12 protein-coding genes and 2 tRNA genes are annotated in these 14,135 nt (G+C 71.1%); 9 read left to right on the top strand and 5 right to left on the bottom strand.

What is annotated here, in order from left to right; all coding sequences use genetic code 11:
• The first annotated feature begins 2 nt into the window (after positions 1-2).
• From V6U90_RS05775 to V6U90_RS05745, 6 genes are all read left to right on the top strand, one after another.
• Entirely contained in the window at positions 3-881 is an 879-nt protein-coding gene (locus tag V6U90_RS05775; RefSeq protein ID WP_334431679.1) for a DUF3566 domain-containing protein, read from the top strand.
• A gap of 149 nt (positions 882-1,030) precedes the next feature.
• Positions 1,031-1,104 (top strand) — tRNA-Ile (locus tag V6U90_RS05770).
• A gap of 42 nt (positions 1,105-1,146) precedes the next feature.
• Entirely contained in the window at positions 1,147-1,275 is a 129-nt protein-coding gene (locus tag V6U90_RS05765; protein WP_208810609.1) for a DLW-39 family protein, read from the top strand.
• Positions 1,276-1,321: 46 nt separating this feature from the next.
• A tRNA-Ala gene (locus V6U90_RS05760) sits at positions 1,322-1,394 on the top strand.
• A gap of 471 nt (positions 1,395-1,865) precedes the next feature.
• The gene (locus V6U90_RS05750; protein ID WP_334431674.1) at positions 1,866-2,252 is read left to right on the top strand and encodes a hypothetical protein; all 387 of its coding nucleotides are present in this window, start codon (positions 1,866-1,868) and stop codon (positions 2,250-2,252) included.
• Positions 2,249-2,641, top strand: coding sequence for a PIN domain-containing protein (locus V6U90_RS05745; protein ID WP_334431672.1), 393 nt, complete (start codon positions 2,249-2,251; stop codon positions 2,639-2,641). The genes V6U90_RS05750 and V6U90_RS05745 overlap by 4 nt, the downstream gene beginning before the upstream one ends.
• 531 nt (positions 2,642-3,172) lie before the next feature.
• On the opposite strand, the gene V6U90_RS05740 is transcribed toward V6U90_RS05745, so the two are convergent.
• Complete coding sequence (locus tag V6U90_RS05740) at positions 3,173-3,376, bottom strand: hypothetical protein (RefSeq protein ID WP_334431670.1); 204 nt, start codon at positions 3,374-3,376, stop codon at positions 3,173-3,175.
• A 490-nt stretch (positions 3,377-3,866) separates the two neighbouring features.
• Positions 3,867-4,706, bottom strand: coding sequence for a LysR family transcriptional regulator (locus V6U90_RS05735; protein WP_334431668.1), 840 nt, complete (start codon positions 4,704-4,706; stop codon positions 3,867-3,869).
• A 95-nt stretch (positions 4,707-4,801) separates the two neighbouring features.
• On the opposite strand from V6U90_RS05735, the gene V6U90_RS05730 reads away from it, so the two are divergent.
• The gene (locus V6U90_RS05730; protein ID WP_334431666.1) at positions 4,802-5,527 is read left to right on the top strand and encodes an SDR family NAD(P)-dependent oxidoreductase; all 726 of its coding nucleotides are present in this window, start codon (positions 4,802-4,804) and stop codon (positions 5,525-5,527) included.
• Between the two features lie 941 nt (positions 5,528-6,468).
• On the opposite strand, the gene V6U90_RS05725 is transcribed toward V6U90_RS05730, so the two are convergent.
• The 3 genes from V6U90_RS05725 to V6U90_RS05715 form a co-directional block, all read right to left on the bottom strand.
• Entirely contained in the window at positions 6,469-7,335 is an 867-nt protein-coding gene (locus V6U90_RS05725; protein WP_334431664.1) for a hypothetical protein, read from the bottom strand.
• A 185-nt stretch (positions 7,336-7,520) separates the two neighbouring features.
• On the bottom strand, positions 7,521-8,276 hold the full coding sequence (locus V6U90_RS05720) for an HAD family hydrolase (protein WP_334431662.1): 756 nt from the start codon (positions 8,274-8,276) through the stop codon (positions 7,521-7,523).
• Between the two features lie 28 nt (positions 8,277-8,304).
• Positions 8,305-12,729 (bottom strand): cation-translocating P-type ATPase, encoded by a 4,425-nt coding sequence (locus V6U90_RS05715; protein ID WP_334431660.1) that lies wholly within the window; start codon positions 12,727-12,729, stop codon positions 8,305-8,307.
• A gap of 94 nt (positions 12,730-12,823) precedes the next feature.
• Here V6U90_RS05715 and V6U90_RS05710 point away from each other — a divergent pair, with 94 nt between their 5' ends.
• Together V6U90_RS05710 and V6U90_RS05705 are read left to right on the top strand one after the other, a co-directional pair.
• Positions 12,824-13,138 (top strand): hypothetical protein, encoded by a 315-nt coding sequence (locus V6U90_RS05710; protein WP_442933529.1) that lies wholly within the window; start codon positions 12,824-12,826, stop codon positions 13,136-13,138.
• A gap of 184 nt (positions 13,139-13,322) precedes the next feature.
• On the top strand, positions 13,323-14,108 hold the full coding sequence (locus tag V6U90_RS05705; protein WP_334431657.1) for an SDR family oxidoreductase: 786 nt from the start codon (positions 13,323-13,325) through the stop codon (positions 14,106-14,108).
• Positions 14,109-14,135 lie beyond the last annotated feature (27 nt).

Below are 14,135 nucleotides of genomic sequence, written 5' to 3'. Positions count from 1 at the left end.
TGATGACGGAGACACAGGCGAAGTCGGGGACTGCGGGGACTCCGGCCAAACCGGTCGACGGGGAGGGCGCCAAAGGCGGCACCCCGGCAGCCGGCCGGGCGGCTGTGGGTCGCGCGGCAGTTCCCGCCGATGCGCCTGCCCCCAAGTTCACCCGTGCTCCCGGCATGGCACCGCCACCGGACCAGCCTGCCGAGGAGACCGGAGTGCAGCAGCCGGAGAAGGCCGGCGGTGATGGCGCCGCCACCGCCACACCCACCGCCGCCGGCACCGGTACCCCTGGATTCACCGTGCCGGCCGGGCCGAACATCACCGCTGCGCTGCCCAGGGACGCCCAGGCCACCGGTACCCTGCCGCGGGTCGACGGGGCACGGGCCCCGCTGGGCACCGCGAAGCCCAACGGCGGCGGCCTGCCGCCCGGGGTGGGTGGTGCCGGCGGGGCGGCGGTCGGGGCGGCCCGGGTGAACGATGCGGTCCGCGCGGCGCGGAGCACGGTCAGCTCCGCCGCGTCGCGTGGTCCGCGCCGGGCCCGGCTGAACCTGAAGCGGATCGACCCGTGGTCGGTCATGAAGTTCGCGTTCGCGGTGTCCCTGGTGCTGTTCATCGTGGTCATCGTCGCGACCTCGGTGCTCTACCTGGCGCTGGACGCGATGGGTGTGTTCGCCAGTGTCAACGACAGCCTGACCGACCTGGTGAGCGCGGGCGGCGGACAGGAGACCAGCGGCTTCCGGATCACCGCCAAGGGGGTCATCCTCAGTTCGGCACTGATTGGTCTGGTCAACGTGGTGCTCTTCACCGCCCTGGCCACCCTCGGGGCCTTCGTCTACAACGTCTGCGCCGACCTGGTCGGCGGGATCGAGTTGACCCTCGCCGAGCGGGACTGAGTCAGGCGTCGTAGTACCGCCACACCGGGGCGCCGCGAAAGCGGTCGTCCCGGTGTGCCGTATCCGGGTACTCTCGCCAGGTCGGGGGCCACCGGGGACCCCGATTTGAGGACGGGCGTGCGGGTGCGATAGCCTTGCTCGTCGCTTACGGGGCTATAGCTCAGTCGGTTAGAGCGCAGAGCTGATAACTCTGAGGTCGCTGGTTCGATTCCAGCTAGCCCCACTTCACACCGTCCGACAACGGTCGAGCGCGAGGGGTTGCCCCATGGTCAAGAAGCTGCTGTTGCTTGTCGGCATCGTGGGTGTAGCCGCACTGGTCGTCAAGAAGGTCAAGGACGCGAACGACGAGCGCGCCCTGTGGCACGAGGCGACCACCTCGCCCGACCTGCGCTGAATCCCGCGCGACGCGCTGCCCCACCGGGCGGCGCCGTCCGCTTCCGGGGGCCGTAGCTCAACTGGCAGAGCACTGCCTTTGCAAGGCAGGGGTTAGGGGTTCGAGTCCCCTCGGCTCCACTCCATGGGGTGATATCGCTGCTGAGCAGCGGTTTTGCGGTTCGTCCAGCTAGCCTGCTATCTGACTGGATCGTTCCGCCTGCGCTCGGGTGCTGAGTACTTCGACAAGTACCTGTTCGAGGCGTAGCCCGGTCTGCTGCGCGAGGTGGCCGAGGCAATGGTTGCCTTGCTGCCGCAGTGCGACGTGCTGGCGGGGATGGAGATGGGCGGCATACCGGTCGCGACGGTGATGTCGCAGATGACCGGGCGAGGGCGGTCCCGTGGATGGCCGAGGCGCTACGGTTGCGCGCCGCTCTCAGCCGTTGCGATCTGGAGTTCTTCTTGCCGGCGTGACTGGTGCGCTGCGGACACTGCATGATCAGCGGGTGGACGAGGCACGCCGCATTACCGTCGCGCCGACTTCGACAATTTCATGACGCCGAGGCGGTTGTCGACCGGCTGGGTGGCGCTGGTCAGTCGTACAAAGTGGGCGTGGAACTGCTGACCGTGGCCGGTCCGGCGCTGGCGGCTAGGCTGGTCAGCAAGGGTGAGGCTGTCTTCCTCTTACGTCGAGCCGTGGGTCTGATTGCCATATCGCGGTATGGTATCTGTATGGCAGTTAAGAAGGTCACGGTTACCCTTCCTGAGGAGTTGGTGGCGGCGCTTGGTGCGGCGGCCCGTGAAGACGGCGTTCCGCTGTCGCGACTGGTCGCCAGCGCGGCGGAGAGTGAACTCCGGCGGCGGGTCGGGCGGCGATTGGTCGCAGACTGGCAGGCCGAGCACGGTGCATTCACTCTGGAAGAGATCGCTGCGGCGCGGGCGGAGATGGCTGCTGCCGATGCCCAGGCACTCAGCGGACCCGGTCAGGTGGCGGCGTGAGCATTCCCTACGTCTATGACGCCGGGGTGCTGCTAGCGATCGACGGCAATGATCGACGGATGTGGGCAATCCACCACCTGGCCGTGGAAGAGGGGCGGCGCCTGTTCATCCCCTCCGTCGTCGTGAGCCAGGCATGGCGTGACCCTCGCCGCCAGGTCCAGCTCGGTCGGTTCCTGCACAGCTGCGAGATTGTCCCAGTCGGTCTTGAGCTGGCGAGGGCGGCCGGCGTCCTGTGCGGCAAGGCCGGAGTCCGTGACGTCGTCGATGCCACCGTGGTCACCGTCGCTCTCGCCTGCGGCGCGATCGTCTTCACCAGCGATCCCGAGGACATTGCGCAACTTTCGGCCGCCTCGGACGTGAAGCCAGGACTGGTCATCCGCCGTCTCTGATCAAAGCGGGTTTTCCGCCTGCGGTGATTTGGTCGACCGGTCGTGTCAGGCGATCCGCCGGTGGTACGAGGAAGCGATCCCGGTCGCGGAGGTTGCGTACGAGGATTGGCTTGCCTTCGAGAGGAAGCGGAGGAAAGGCTGACGGGCGGCGACTTCCATGACTGGGATGACATCTACGCCGAGCTGCACGATGGGAGACGACGACGCCGCTCGATGCCCGTGAGCTGGGCAAACTCAGCGGTAAGGGGTCACCGGCAATGGTGGCGGTTGTGGTTCGCATGGTGGTACCTCCGGCCCACTCGAAACGCCTTTGGGAGCCGCGAGTCAGTTCTGGCCGGGGCTTGCTACGGGTAGTCCTGCTTCCTTGGCGCATTCGAGCAGCCGCCGGTCGTAGGTGACGAAGGCGACGAGTGTCGTTCCGGACTCGTTGGTCAGAACCTGGGCGGTGGCCAGGTGGATGGTGTCGAGGCTGCGTAGCGTCGGCTCGGCGAACGCGGCTGCGGTCGCGCGGATCGTACTGTCGATCTCCAGTCAGAAGAGCCGTCCGACGGCCGCCGGTACTCCGATCAAGGCTTGCGGGGCTGACCGGCGCAGCGCTCTGGGTACTTCCACCTCGACGAGGGCGGAGGAGACCAGCGGCACGTCGTCGTGGTTGTTGAGCCAGGAGACAAGGTCAGCGCTGCATGCCTCCTGCCGGACCAGCTTGACGACGGCGGCCGAATCGAGGTAGATCACCAGCGCTCCTCCTCGTTGTGACCAGAACCGACGGCACCAGGCCGCCAATCAGGAGGTCCAGCGGAATCCCCGCAGGGTGCGGCGCCCCGTTCGACCACCGTCTGCCCCTCGGGTGCCACGGATGTCGGCCGGAAGCCGGCGTGAGGTTGACGCGATCCATGCATAGTGACCGACCGGCGGTTCGACCGGTCGAGCCGGAATCACCGGGCACCACCCGAGCTCCGTGAGCTGGGCAAACCCAGCGGTAGTGAGTCACCGACGATGGTGGCGGTGTGGTTCGCATGGTGGTACCTCCGGCCCACTCCATGACTTGATCTCGCTGTTGACATGTGCTTTTTCGGCTCGGGTGACGGGTGGTGCGTCCGGTAGGTGGCGGTGCGCGACCCGCAGCGACCGGCTGTGTGCTGTGGCAGGGCCGCTGCTGACGTGGATGACGAGCCACGCAGAGGTCCGCGCCCCATTTGCGGCAAGGCTGCGGGAGGGCAAAGGCTCAGAGGCGTGTGGCTACCCGGACCAGGTCGGCGAGTACTCGAGAGCGGCTGTGTGGCGGCCAGGCGATGACTGTCGTCACGGTCGGCGCGTCTAGAACCGGCACGGCGGCCAGGCCTTCGAGCAGGTTGGCGCGGCAGGATTCGGGCAGGACCACGGTGGTGCGGCCAAGCGCGATCAACTGGAAAAGCTGCGTCAGGTTGCGTACTTCCGCTCCGGGGCCCTCGGGATAGGCACCGCCGGGGCCGGGCCATCGGGCAAGTGGGAGGTCCGTCAGTGAACTGATATCCGCCGTCCGGACGTGGGATCTGCCGGCGAGCGGATGCGAGGCGGGAAGGATGGCGACCTGTCCCTCGGTGTTCAGGATTTCGGTGTCGAGTTCAGCCGTCGAGTCGAAGGGTTGATGCAGCAGTGCCACGTCGGCCTGGCCATCATGCAGCATCTGCTGGGGCTGGGATTCGCAGAGCAGCAGGTCGACTGTGACGGCACCCGGCTCGGCGGCGTACGCGTCGAGCAACTTCGCCAGCAGTTCGCCGGAGGCGCCGGCCTTGGTAGCCAGGACGAGCGAGGGCTGATGGCTCGTCGCGGCATGCTTGGTGCGCCGCTCGGCTGCGGCCAGCGCGCCGAGGATCGCCCGGCCTTCGGCCAGCAGCACTGATCCGGCTTCAGTGAGCGTGACTTTGCGGCTGGTGCGTTCCAGCAATGCGACGCCGAGTCGTTGCTCGAGCTGAGCGATCGTCCGCGACAGCGGCGGCTGGGCGATACCCAGGCGCTGGGCGGCCCGGCCGAAGTGCAACTCCTCGGCGACCGCAACGAAGTACCGCAACTCTCGGGTCTCCACCGGGTCAGACTACCGCCCGACCGATATCAGCTGGGTATCGTTGCGTGACTCAGACGGTGTTGGTGCCCCGTCGGTGCCCGGTCACGATCTGGGGCATGAGCGAACAGACGATTGCGTTGGTCACCGGCGCGAACAAGGGAATCGGATACGAGATCGCGGCCGGGCTCGGCGCGCTGGGCTGGAGCGTCGGAGTCGGGGCCCGGCACGAGCAGCGCCGGGAGGACGCCGTGGCGAAGCTGCGTGCGGCCGGTGTCGACGCGTTCGGGGTATCCCTGGACGTGACCGACGACGCGAGTGTTGTGGCCGCCGCCGCACTGATCGAGGAGCGCGGCGGGCGGCTCGACGTGCTGGTCAACAACGCCGGCGTCGCCGGGGCATGGCCGGAGGAGCCCTCGACCGTCACGCCGGAGAGTATGCGCGCGGTAGTGGAGACCAACGTGATCGGCGTCGTCCGGGTCATCAACGCGATGCTGCCGCTGCTGCGCCGCTCGAAGCATCCGCGGATCGTCAACCAGTCCAGCCACGTCGCTTCACTGACCTTGCAGACCACGCCGGGCGTCGACCTCGGCGGAATCAGCGGGGCGTACTCACCGTCGAAGACGTTCCTCAACGCGGTCACCATCCAGTACGCCAAGGAGCTGAGCGACACCAACATCAAAATCAACAACGCCTGCCCCGGCTACGTCGCGACCGATCTCAACGGCTTCCACGGAACCAGCACGCCTGCCGAAGGCGCCAAGATCGCCATCCGGCTCGCCACGCTGCCGGACGACGGCCCGACCGGAGGGCTGTTCGACGACGCCGGGAATGTGCCCTGGTGACGAGCCTACTGCTCACCCACCGCTGAGATGCCCCACGAGGTCTCCGGGCTGCCGAAGACCTCGTGGGGCATCTCGCATAGGGACACACAACCGTCAGCAGCCCCGCGTATCGGGTGACGGCCGACCGCCAACCCGGAGGCCAGCCCACTCGTGCCTGCATTTCCAGCGTCACGAATACCACGATCGGCCAGAACACCCGAACACGCGCCCGGCTGCGGGCTCCACTCCTCAACGGCGCCCGTTGGCGGGACGAAGGTATGCGCGACGTTCGCTACGACCGAGGTACGTCAAGCCAAGCGCCACGCCGCCGTACGCCCAGCCACGTCCGCTCGACCCGTTCATCGCGCGCTCCGCGAAGACTGGGGACTACGGCGTGACCTGGCAGTTCCTGCGGGCAGCGGGTCACCGGCGATCAGGATCAGCGATTTCGCATTCTGCCGCGCCGGGCCCACTTTTCACCCGCCCTACCGGGCGCTTTGCCTTGGCAAGATCATCGGGCACGAGTCCGGCGCAGGTCATCTTTGATCTTGGTGGTAGCGGTACGGCTCAAAGCCGACCGAAGAACGATGTCGGCTCGCCGTTGATCCGATGCTGGGTGGGGCGTTCAACAACGACAGCGCCGGAGTGTCCTCGTCCCGGAACCTTCTGATCGTGACCATGCATGGGCTCTGCTGATGCACGCGGCTGACGACGCCTTCCGTCGGGGCTTGCCGGGTACCGGCCGATCAGGTCACCGCGCGGCCCAACGGCCTCGGGCGGCGGGTCCCGAGGCCGGGCGGCCGACCGTCGCGGAGATATACCGGACCCTGGCTCGATCGAGGTGACCTGGTGGCCATGGCGAACCCGGCTGGAGGCGGGCGCCTTCATCGGAATCGGGTTCGCCATGCCGATCGGCGTCGCCATCAGGGCCGGCCAGGGCGAAGCGCCCCGGCCGCCCGGGGTCAGTTGGCGCAGGTGGCGTACGCCCGGACCTTCCAGTTGCTGCTGAAACCGGTCTCGTCCTCGACCGCGTTCACCGTGACGGTGGTGTCGGAGCTGGCGAATACGGCGGTGAGGCGTACCTCGCCGTCACCGCCGACGATCTCCGCCCCGACGCCGTGCACCTTCTTGCCGGCGGTGCAGCTGACGCTGATGCTCTTCGGGGTTGCGGAGTTGTAGGCGCTGTCGTCGAGCCGAACCTCGTACCCGGAAGGTTGGGTGGCGCAGATGGCGCGCGCCTGTACCTGCCAGGTGCTGTCGAATCCGGTCTCGTCCTCGGCGCCGGCCACCGTGACACTGGTGCCGTTGATCCGCAGATCCTCCAGGATCAGCTTGCTGTTCCCGGCACCGTTGACCGCGCCCCCCACCCCGATCGCGACGGTACCGATGGGGCAGGAGACGGTGTGCCAGTTCTCCGACGGCGACATCCAGGCCGAACTGCCGGACACGACGGTGTAGCCGGCGGGCGCCGGTGCGCAGACCACGGCGGAGGTCAGCAGCCAGTCGGCCGTGGTACCGGTGGCGTCCTCGCGACCGGTCACGGAGAACCCGGTGTTACCGGACAACGGCAGCATGATGTCCATCCCGACCTGGCCGGGGGCGCCGGTGACGATACCGCCACCGCCGAGCAACACGCTGCCCGTCGGGCAGGACTGGTTCTGCGTCTTGGCCAGGCTGTTGTTCGGGCCGGTGCTGCTCTGCCGGATCAGACCCGGGACCGCCGCCGCCGGTGCGGCGAGCGTCAGCTGGGCGAGCACCAGCGCGCTGAGCAGGCCACCACCGACGGTGGTCACCCGGTTCCGGCGGCTCTGGTCTGGTCGTCTGGGCATGCGGCTTCCCTTCCCGAATCGCGGTGGGCGGCCGGTTCTGCTCCGTACCGGCCGTCCCGGTCGCGCAAGGCTACACAGTGGACAGCCAGCGGAGGCGCTGCCGATCTGTTGGGCTGACGACACTGACGGACTCCCGACCGGAGGCGGTGGCGGCCCATGCGGTCGCGGCCCATGCGGTGGCGGAATCAGCGCGACAGGGCGGCAGTGAGCAGCTCGACCAGGCCGTGGCCGTCCTCGATCGTCGCGTCCGGCGGGCAGTCGGGGACCGGCCGTTCCCGGTCGGTCCGGGGGGAACGCATCAACACCGCCGCCCCGGTACCCGCCCGTCGGGCGCAGGTGATGTCGCGGTGCACGCTGTCGCCGACGAACCAGCACCCGCCGACCGGTACGCCGATCGCCTGGGCGGCCAGCCGCGCCAACTCCGGGTTCGGCTTCCGTACCCCCGCCTCGTCGCTGTAGAACTCGGCGGTGAACAGCCCGGACAGGCCGACTGCGGTGAGGAAGTCGTGGATCGCGGCCCCGCAGAGGGTGTTGCTGACCACCGCCAACGGCAGGCCGGCGTCGGCGGCCAGCCGTAGCGCCTCCGGGATCCCGGGCCGGACCGCCCACTCGTCCCGCCAGGTGAGGGCGTAGGAGAGCGGGGTGGCGGACCGTTCGACGGCCTGTCGGGCCTCCTGCGGCCAGTCCCGGGTGACGAAGTCGTTCCACATCTGCGCGTGGCGCAGCTCGACCGGGTGCTCGCCGTTTCCGACGCTGTCCCGCCACCGCTCGTAGGCCCGTGCGCCCTCGGCCAGGTCCTGCGCGATCCGTTCCGCCGGCACCGCACCACCGACGAGGTGGAGCAGCCGGTCCACCAGTCCCGGTGGGGCCGGTGGTGGGGACGGCGCGTCGGCGAGTACGCCACCGAAGTCGAGCAGCAGGGCACGGGGCGCGGGCAGCATGGGCCCATTTTCCGGTACCGGCGGCGGTTCAGCGCGGTGGCGGCGGCAACCGGTCGAGCAGCCGGGCGAGCGCCGTGTTGCCCAGCGTGGCGCCGAGTGCCGAACCGGTGGCGATGCCCCAGCCGACCGGGCCGAGCGGCGTGCAGCCGAAAAAGTGGCTGAGCCCGGGGGTCTGCACGATCCCGACCAGTACCCCGATCGACGCGGCGGCGGAGGCGAGCACGGTCGGGCTGGTCCCGCCCGCGAGCATGGTCTGACCGAGCTGCGTACCGACCAGCGAGGCGAGGGCGACGGTATCGGCCCGGCGACGACGGCCGGTGTACCGGGCGAGGGTCCAACCGGCGGTGGCCCCCAGCGTGGTGGCGGCGGCACGTAGCCCGATCTCCCGGCTCAGGGTGGCCCCCAGCGAGGTGTCCGGCCCTTCCACGAGCAGGTCGTCGGTCCGGTCTGGATGCGGTGGGCGTACCGCGATGGCCATGGCCGGTACCAGGTCGGTGAGCAGGTTGACCAGCAGCAGTTGCCGGCCGTTCAGCGCGGAGCGGCCGGTGGTGGCGGCGGTGAGCACGCTGAACGCGATCTCCCCGAGGTTCCCGCCGACCAGGATGCTGAGTGCGTGGCGTACCGACGACCACATCGCCCGACCCTCGACCAGGGTGGCGATGATGGTCTCCAGCCGGTCGTCGGTGACCACCAGGTCGGCGGCGGCCCGGGCAGCGGGCGTACCCCGACGACCGAGCGCGATGCCCACATCGGCGAGCCGGATCGCGGGTGCGTCGTTCGCCCCGTCGCCGGTCATCGCCACGGTACGGCCGGCCTGTTGGAGTGCCTGGATGATGCGGACCTTGTGGGCCGGGGTGCACCGTGCCACGACGTCGGTGGTGGCGAGCCGGGTGGCCAGTGCCGCGTCGTCCAGTTCGTCGAGTTCGGTGGCGGTGACGACCCGCTGGTCGGCGCCGTCCGGGCTGATGGTGTCGGCGATCGCCTCGGCGGTGGCCGGATGGTCCCCGGTGATCATGATGGTGTGCACCCCGGCGGCACGGATCCGCCGCACGGACGGGGCGGCGCTGGCGCGTATCCCGTCGGCCAGCGCCAGGAAACCGACGAATACCAGGTCCCGGACGTCCTCGTCGGTGACCCTGGGGTCGGCGTCCGCCGGCAGCGGGCGTTCGGCCACCGCCAGGATCCGGTGCCCACCGCCGGCATGCCGGGTGAGGATCTGCTGCAGGTTTGCCCGACCCGGCTCGTCCAGCGGCCGATCCCGGCCGCCGACCCGGTGGCTGGCACACCGGGGCAGCACGGTCTCCGGCGCCCCCTTGACGCTGAGCAGCAGCCGGCCGTCACAGGTGGCGGTGGTGGCGTGGTAGCCACGGGATGGCTCGAACGGCAGGCCACCAGCCGGTTCCCAGTCCGCCGCGCCGGTGTCGGCACGTACGCCGGTCTCCTGCGCGCCCAGCAGTACCGCCCGGTCGGTCTGCTGCGGCAGATCCTCCGGTTGTGCGGCCACCGGGGTGGCCCGCAGTGCGGCGGCGAGGACGCGCTGGAGCGTACCGTCGAGCTGGTCGGTCCGGCCGTAGTCCGCGCCGTCCCCGACCCCGGCGAGCCGGAGTTCCCCCTCGGTGAGGGTGCCGGTCTTGTCGAAGCAGAGCACGTCGACCCGGCCCAGCGCCTCGATGGTGCGTGGGTTGCGGACCAGGGCACCACGCTCGGCGAGCCGCCGGGCCGCCGCCAGCTGGGCGGCACTGACCAGGAAGGGCAACCCTTCCGGTACGGACGCCACGGCGAGGTTGGCCGCGGTGGCGGCGGTCTCCGCCAGCGGTACGCCCCGCAACAGTCCGGCCCCGGCCACGGCGACCGCCGAACTGGCCGCGAGCGGGATGGAGGCCCGGGTCAGCCGGCCCAGCCGGGCCTCGACCCCGTTGGTCGGTGCCGCCTGTTGGGCCAGGGCCATACCCCGCCCCACCTCGGTCGCCGAGCCGGTGGCCACCACCACCGCCAAGGCCCGTCCGGCGGCCACCGTGGTCCCCTCGTAGAGCATCGAGCGCCGATCGGCGACCGCCGGGGCGACCACCGGCCGGGTGGTCTTGGCGACCGGCAGGGACTCACCGGTCAGGGAGGACTCGTCGGCCTCCAGCCCGACCGAATCGATGATCCGGCAGTCCGCAGGGACCGCGTCGCCCGGTTCGAGCAGGACCACGTCACCGGGGACCAGATCCTCGGCGGCGACCACCTGTTCCGTACCGTCCCGGCGGACCCGGGCGGTGACCGCCGAGCGGGACAGCAGTTCCGCCAGTGAGCGTTCCGTGCGGACCTGGTGTGCGGCACCGATCAGCGCGGACCCGCCGACCACCCCACCCACCAGGGCGGCGTCGACGAACGAGCCGAACGCGGCGGAGAGCGCGGCCCCGGCGGCGAGCACCGGGGTCAACGGGTTGGACAGTTCGTCGACGAAGGCCCGGAGCAGACCGGCCGATCCGGGTCCGGCGGCACCGTCCGGACGGTGCCGCTGGCGTGCCTCGGCGGTGGTCAGACCGTCCGGGCCGGTGTCGAGCCGGTCCAGCACCACGTCCACCGGCATCAGGTGCCAGGCGGTGGCGACCGGTGTCGGCGGATGCGGACGGCCGTGAATCCGGTGCGCGGACCAGACCCCGTGCGCGAACGCCAGCCCGGCGGCACCGTTGACCGCTGCCAGGGCCCGGGCCGGAAGCCGGGCGGGATCGGCGGTGAACGCGGCGATCCCGGCCAGGCCACTGCCGGCGGCAGCCAGGCCGATGCTCTGCCCGACCAGGCGACGGGCGACCCCGGCCGCCTCGATGATCAAAGCGGGTACCCGCAGGTCGGCGCCGACCAGCAGGTGCGCCCCCCAGGGTGGCAGGTCGTCCGGCCCACCCACCCCGAGCCCGCAGTCCGCTGCGGCGAGCGCGACGCGATCGGCGGAGACCAGCAGCACCATCGCCCCCTCGGACTGGAGGGAACGGACCGACTCGGCGAGCCGGTGGCCACCGGGCAGCACCGCGTCGGCGAACCCGTAACGGGCCTCGTCGTCGGCGGCCACCACGAGCCGGAGACCGGCCTGCCGGGCGGCGGCGGGCAGTGCGTCGGCGCCGGGGGCGGGTTCCGGGTCGACCCGGATCACCGCGACCAGCCGGTTCCCCTCGGCGAGCCCGAGTACGGTCCCACCCCCGGTGCGGATCCGCCGGACGTCGTCGGTCTCCGCCGACCCGGTGCCTGTCGTTCCAGCGTCCAGTGCCCCGGTGGCGTCGAGCGAGTCGAGTGGACCGAGCCGCCACCCGTCGGCCTGCTGGAGGGTGTCCGGCGCGGCCGGGTCGAAGAGGGCGAACGCGCGTACCGCCACCTGCTCCGGGTCGGCGCCGGGCAGCGGCGCCAGGTCGGTGAGGGTGCCCCGGGAGGAGAGCAGGACCGCAGCGTCCAGGACCACCGTGTCGATCCGGTCGAGTTCCCGGAGCACGGACCGGTCCATGGCGACGACACCCCGCCGGGCCAGCACCAGACCGAGGTGGGCGGCGTAACCCTCACGTCCGGACCCGGGAGCCTTGGGCAGGGTCGCCAAGCCGAGTGCGGCGGCCCGCTTCCGACCGACCACCGGAGCCGCGACAGCGGCAGCGGCGGCTCCGGCGGCCAGCACCCGGCTGGTGTACCGCTCGACTGGCCCGTCCGGCTTGGGCCTCGATCGATCGGCGACCGGGATGGAGGCTGCCGCCCGTTCCGGGGTACCGGTGAGTGTGGGCTCCGCCCTGCTCCAGGCGCGCAGGTGGGCGTGCGCCTCCTGCCACTGCACTATCCGTTGCGCGCCGTCCAGCACGATGCCCGCCCAGCCGCCGGTCAGTCCCTGCACCACCGCTTCGGCCAGCGGGAAGAGATTGTCCGCCCAGTGGTTCCCGGGGAGTTCCCGGTTGGCAAGGGCGTGCAGGCGGGGATGCAGGTCGACGGCGGCGAGCAGCCCGGCGACCTCGCCGGGGACCGGGGTGAACGGCAGGATCCGGGTGGCGGCGGAGATGGTCAGGCCGAGCGCGTCCGCCGCCAGGGTGCCGACCGCCCGCCGGGTCCGGGGACCCTCCTCGGGCGGGTGCGGAGCGGGCGCGTCGGAATCCGGCTCGTGACCCGAGATGTGCTCCACCGCCACGACCGTGGCGATCAGGTCACGCAGCCGTGGTTCCGGTGGCTGCACCGCCACCACGACCCGACCGGACGGCGCGTTGACCCGTGCCCAGGCCACCCCCGGTAGCCGCTCCAGGGTGTGTTCGATCTGCCGGGCCAGCCGGTCGCCGCCGTCCTGGCAGACCCCGCGGACCTCGATGTGGTGCCGGCCGTCGCGGGACCACACGCCACGCGGGGTCAGGCCGGCGGCCCGGGCGAGCCGACCGGCCACCGCGCCGGCCTGCCGGGACAGGCCCACGAGGTCAGGCAGGCGTACCGGTGGGCGTCCCTGACCCATCTCGCCTCCCGTGCCGCATCTCGGGTCGGCTGGCTTCCCGGCGTACCGCCCGTTATGCCCCTGGAACCGGGGAAGTTTCCGGCACCGGCGGGGCATGGTGCGGTCCGGTCGTGGAATGCGCCGGTGGGATCACGAAGGGGAGGCGACGATGAGCGAGTTGACCCGGCGCCTGACGGAACCCGGCAGCGCGGTACGGACGTACGGCCACCGGGTGGAGGTGCCGTTGCTGGGTGAGGTGGCGGTACCGACGCCGGACAAGGTGGCCTACTACGCCGGCCTGGGGGTGCTGGCCGCGTTGCAGGTGATCGAGTGGCCGCTCGCACTGGTGATCACCGCCGGTCACCTCCTGGCCGACCAGCATCTCTCCGGACTGGCCAAGGGGCTCGGCGAGGCGCTCGAAGCCGCCTGAGGCCGGCCGGTCATCGACCTGAAGTCCGGTTTCAGCCTGCAGGCTGGACCGGGCCGGCGCCGCAGGGCCGGCCAGGGACGTCGCGTCAGCGGTACGGACGCCTGACCGTCACAACCGGAGCCCGCATCCCGTCCGGTCGGGTGGAGGTGTGCCGGGGACCGGCACGGAGCCGAGGGAGAGTCGGATGCGGGTACTGGTGACCGGGGCGAGCGGCACGTTGGGCAGTGCCCTCGTACCCCGGTTGGTCGACGCGGGGTACGAGGTGCGTGGCATGAGCCGGCGCCCGCGTACCGGGTCCGGGGCGCAGTGGGTGACGGCGGACCTGGCCACCGGCGCGGGGGTCGACGGGGCGGTGGACGGGGTGGATGCGGTGGCACACCTCGCCTCGGCGCCGTTCCGTGGGCGTCGCACCGCCCGGGTCGACATCGCCGGTACCCGTCGCCTCGTCGCCGCCGCAACGTCGGCCGGTGTCGGGCACCTGCTCTACCTCTCCATCGTCGGCGTGGACCGGGTGCCGCTCGGCTACTACCGGTACAAGGTGGGCGCGGAGGCGGTGGTCCGCAACAGCCGGGTGCCCTGGACGATCCTGCGGGCCACCCAGTTCCCGCAACTGCTGGACGCGATGCTGCGGGTGACGGGTGCGCTCGGGCCGGTGATCGGGGACCCGGCGGTCGTGGCGCAACCGGTCGACCCCCGCGACGTCGCCGACCGGATCGTGGCCCGGCTCGCCTCCGGTCGCCTCGACGACCTGGAGGAGTTCGGTGGACCGCAGGTGCTCCGGTTCGACGAGGCGGCCCGGGCGTGGCTCACCGCCCGGCACTCGTCCCGCCCGCTGCTGCCGGTACGCGCCCCGGGACGGCTCGGCCGGGCGTGGCGGGCCGGCTGGTTGACCACCACGGCAGTGCCCCGGGGTAGCCGGACCTGGGCGGACTACCTTGCTGACACGTACGGGGGACCGCACCGGAAATGAAACCGTTCCGGATTTCCCCGGACCTAA

The organism is Micromonospora sp. CPCC 206060, assembly GCF_036906895.1.
Lineage (GTDB): Bacteria > Actinomycetota > Actinomycetes > Mycobacteriales > Micromonosporaceae > Micromonospora.
Note: the sequence above shows the minus strand (reverse complement) of the source record. Positions and strands in the feature narration are given on the sequence as shown.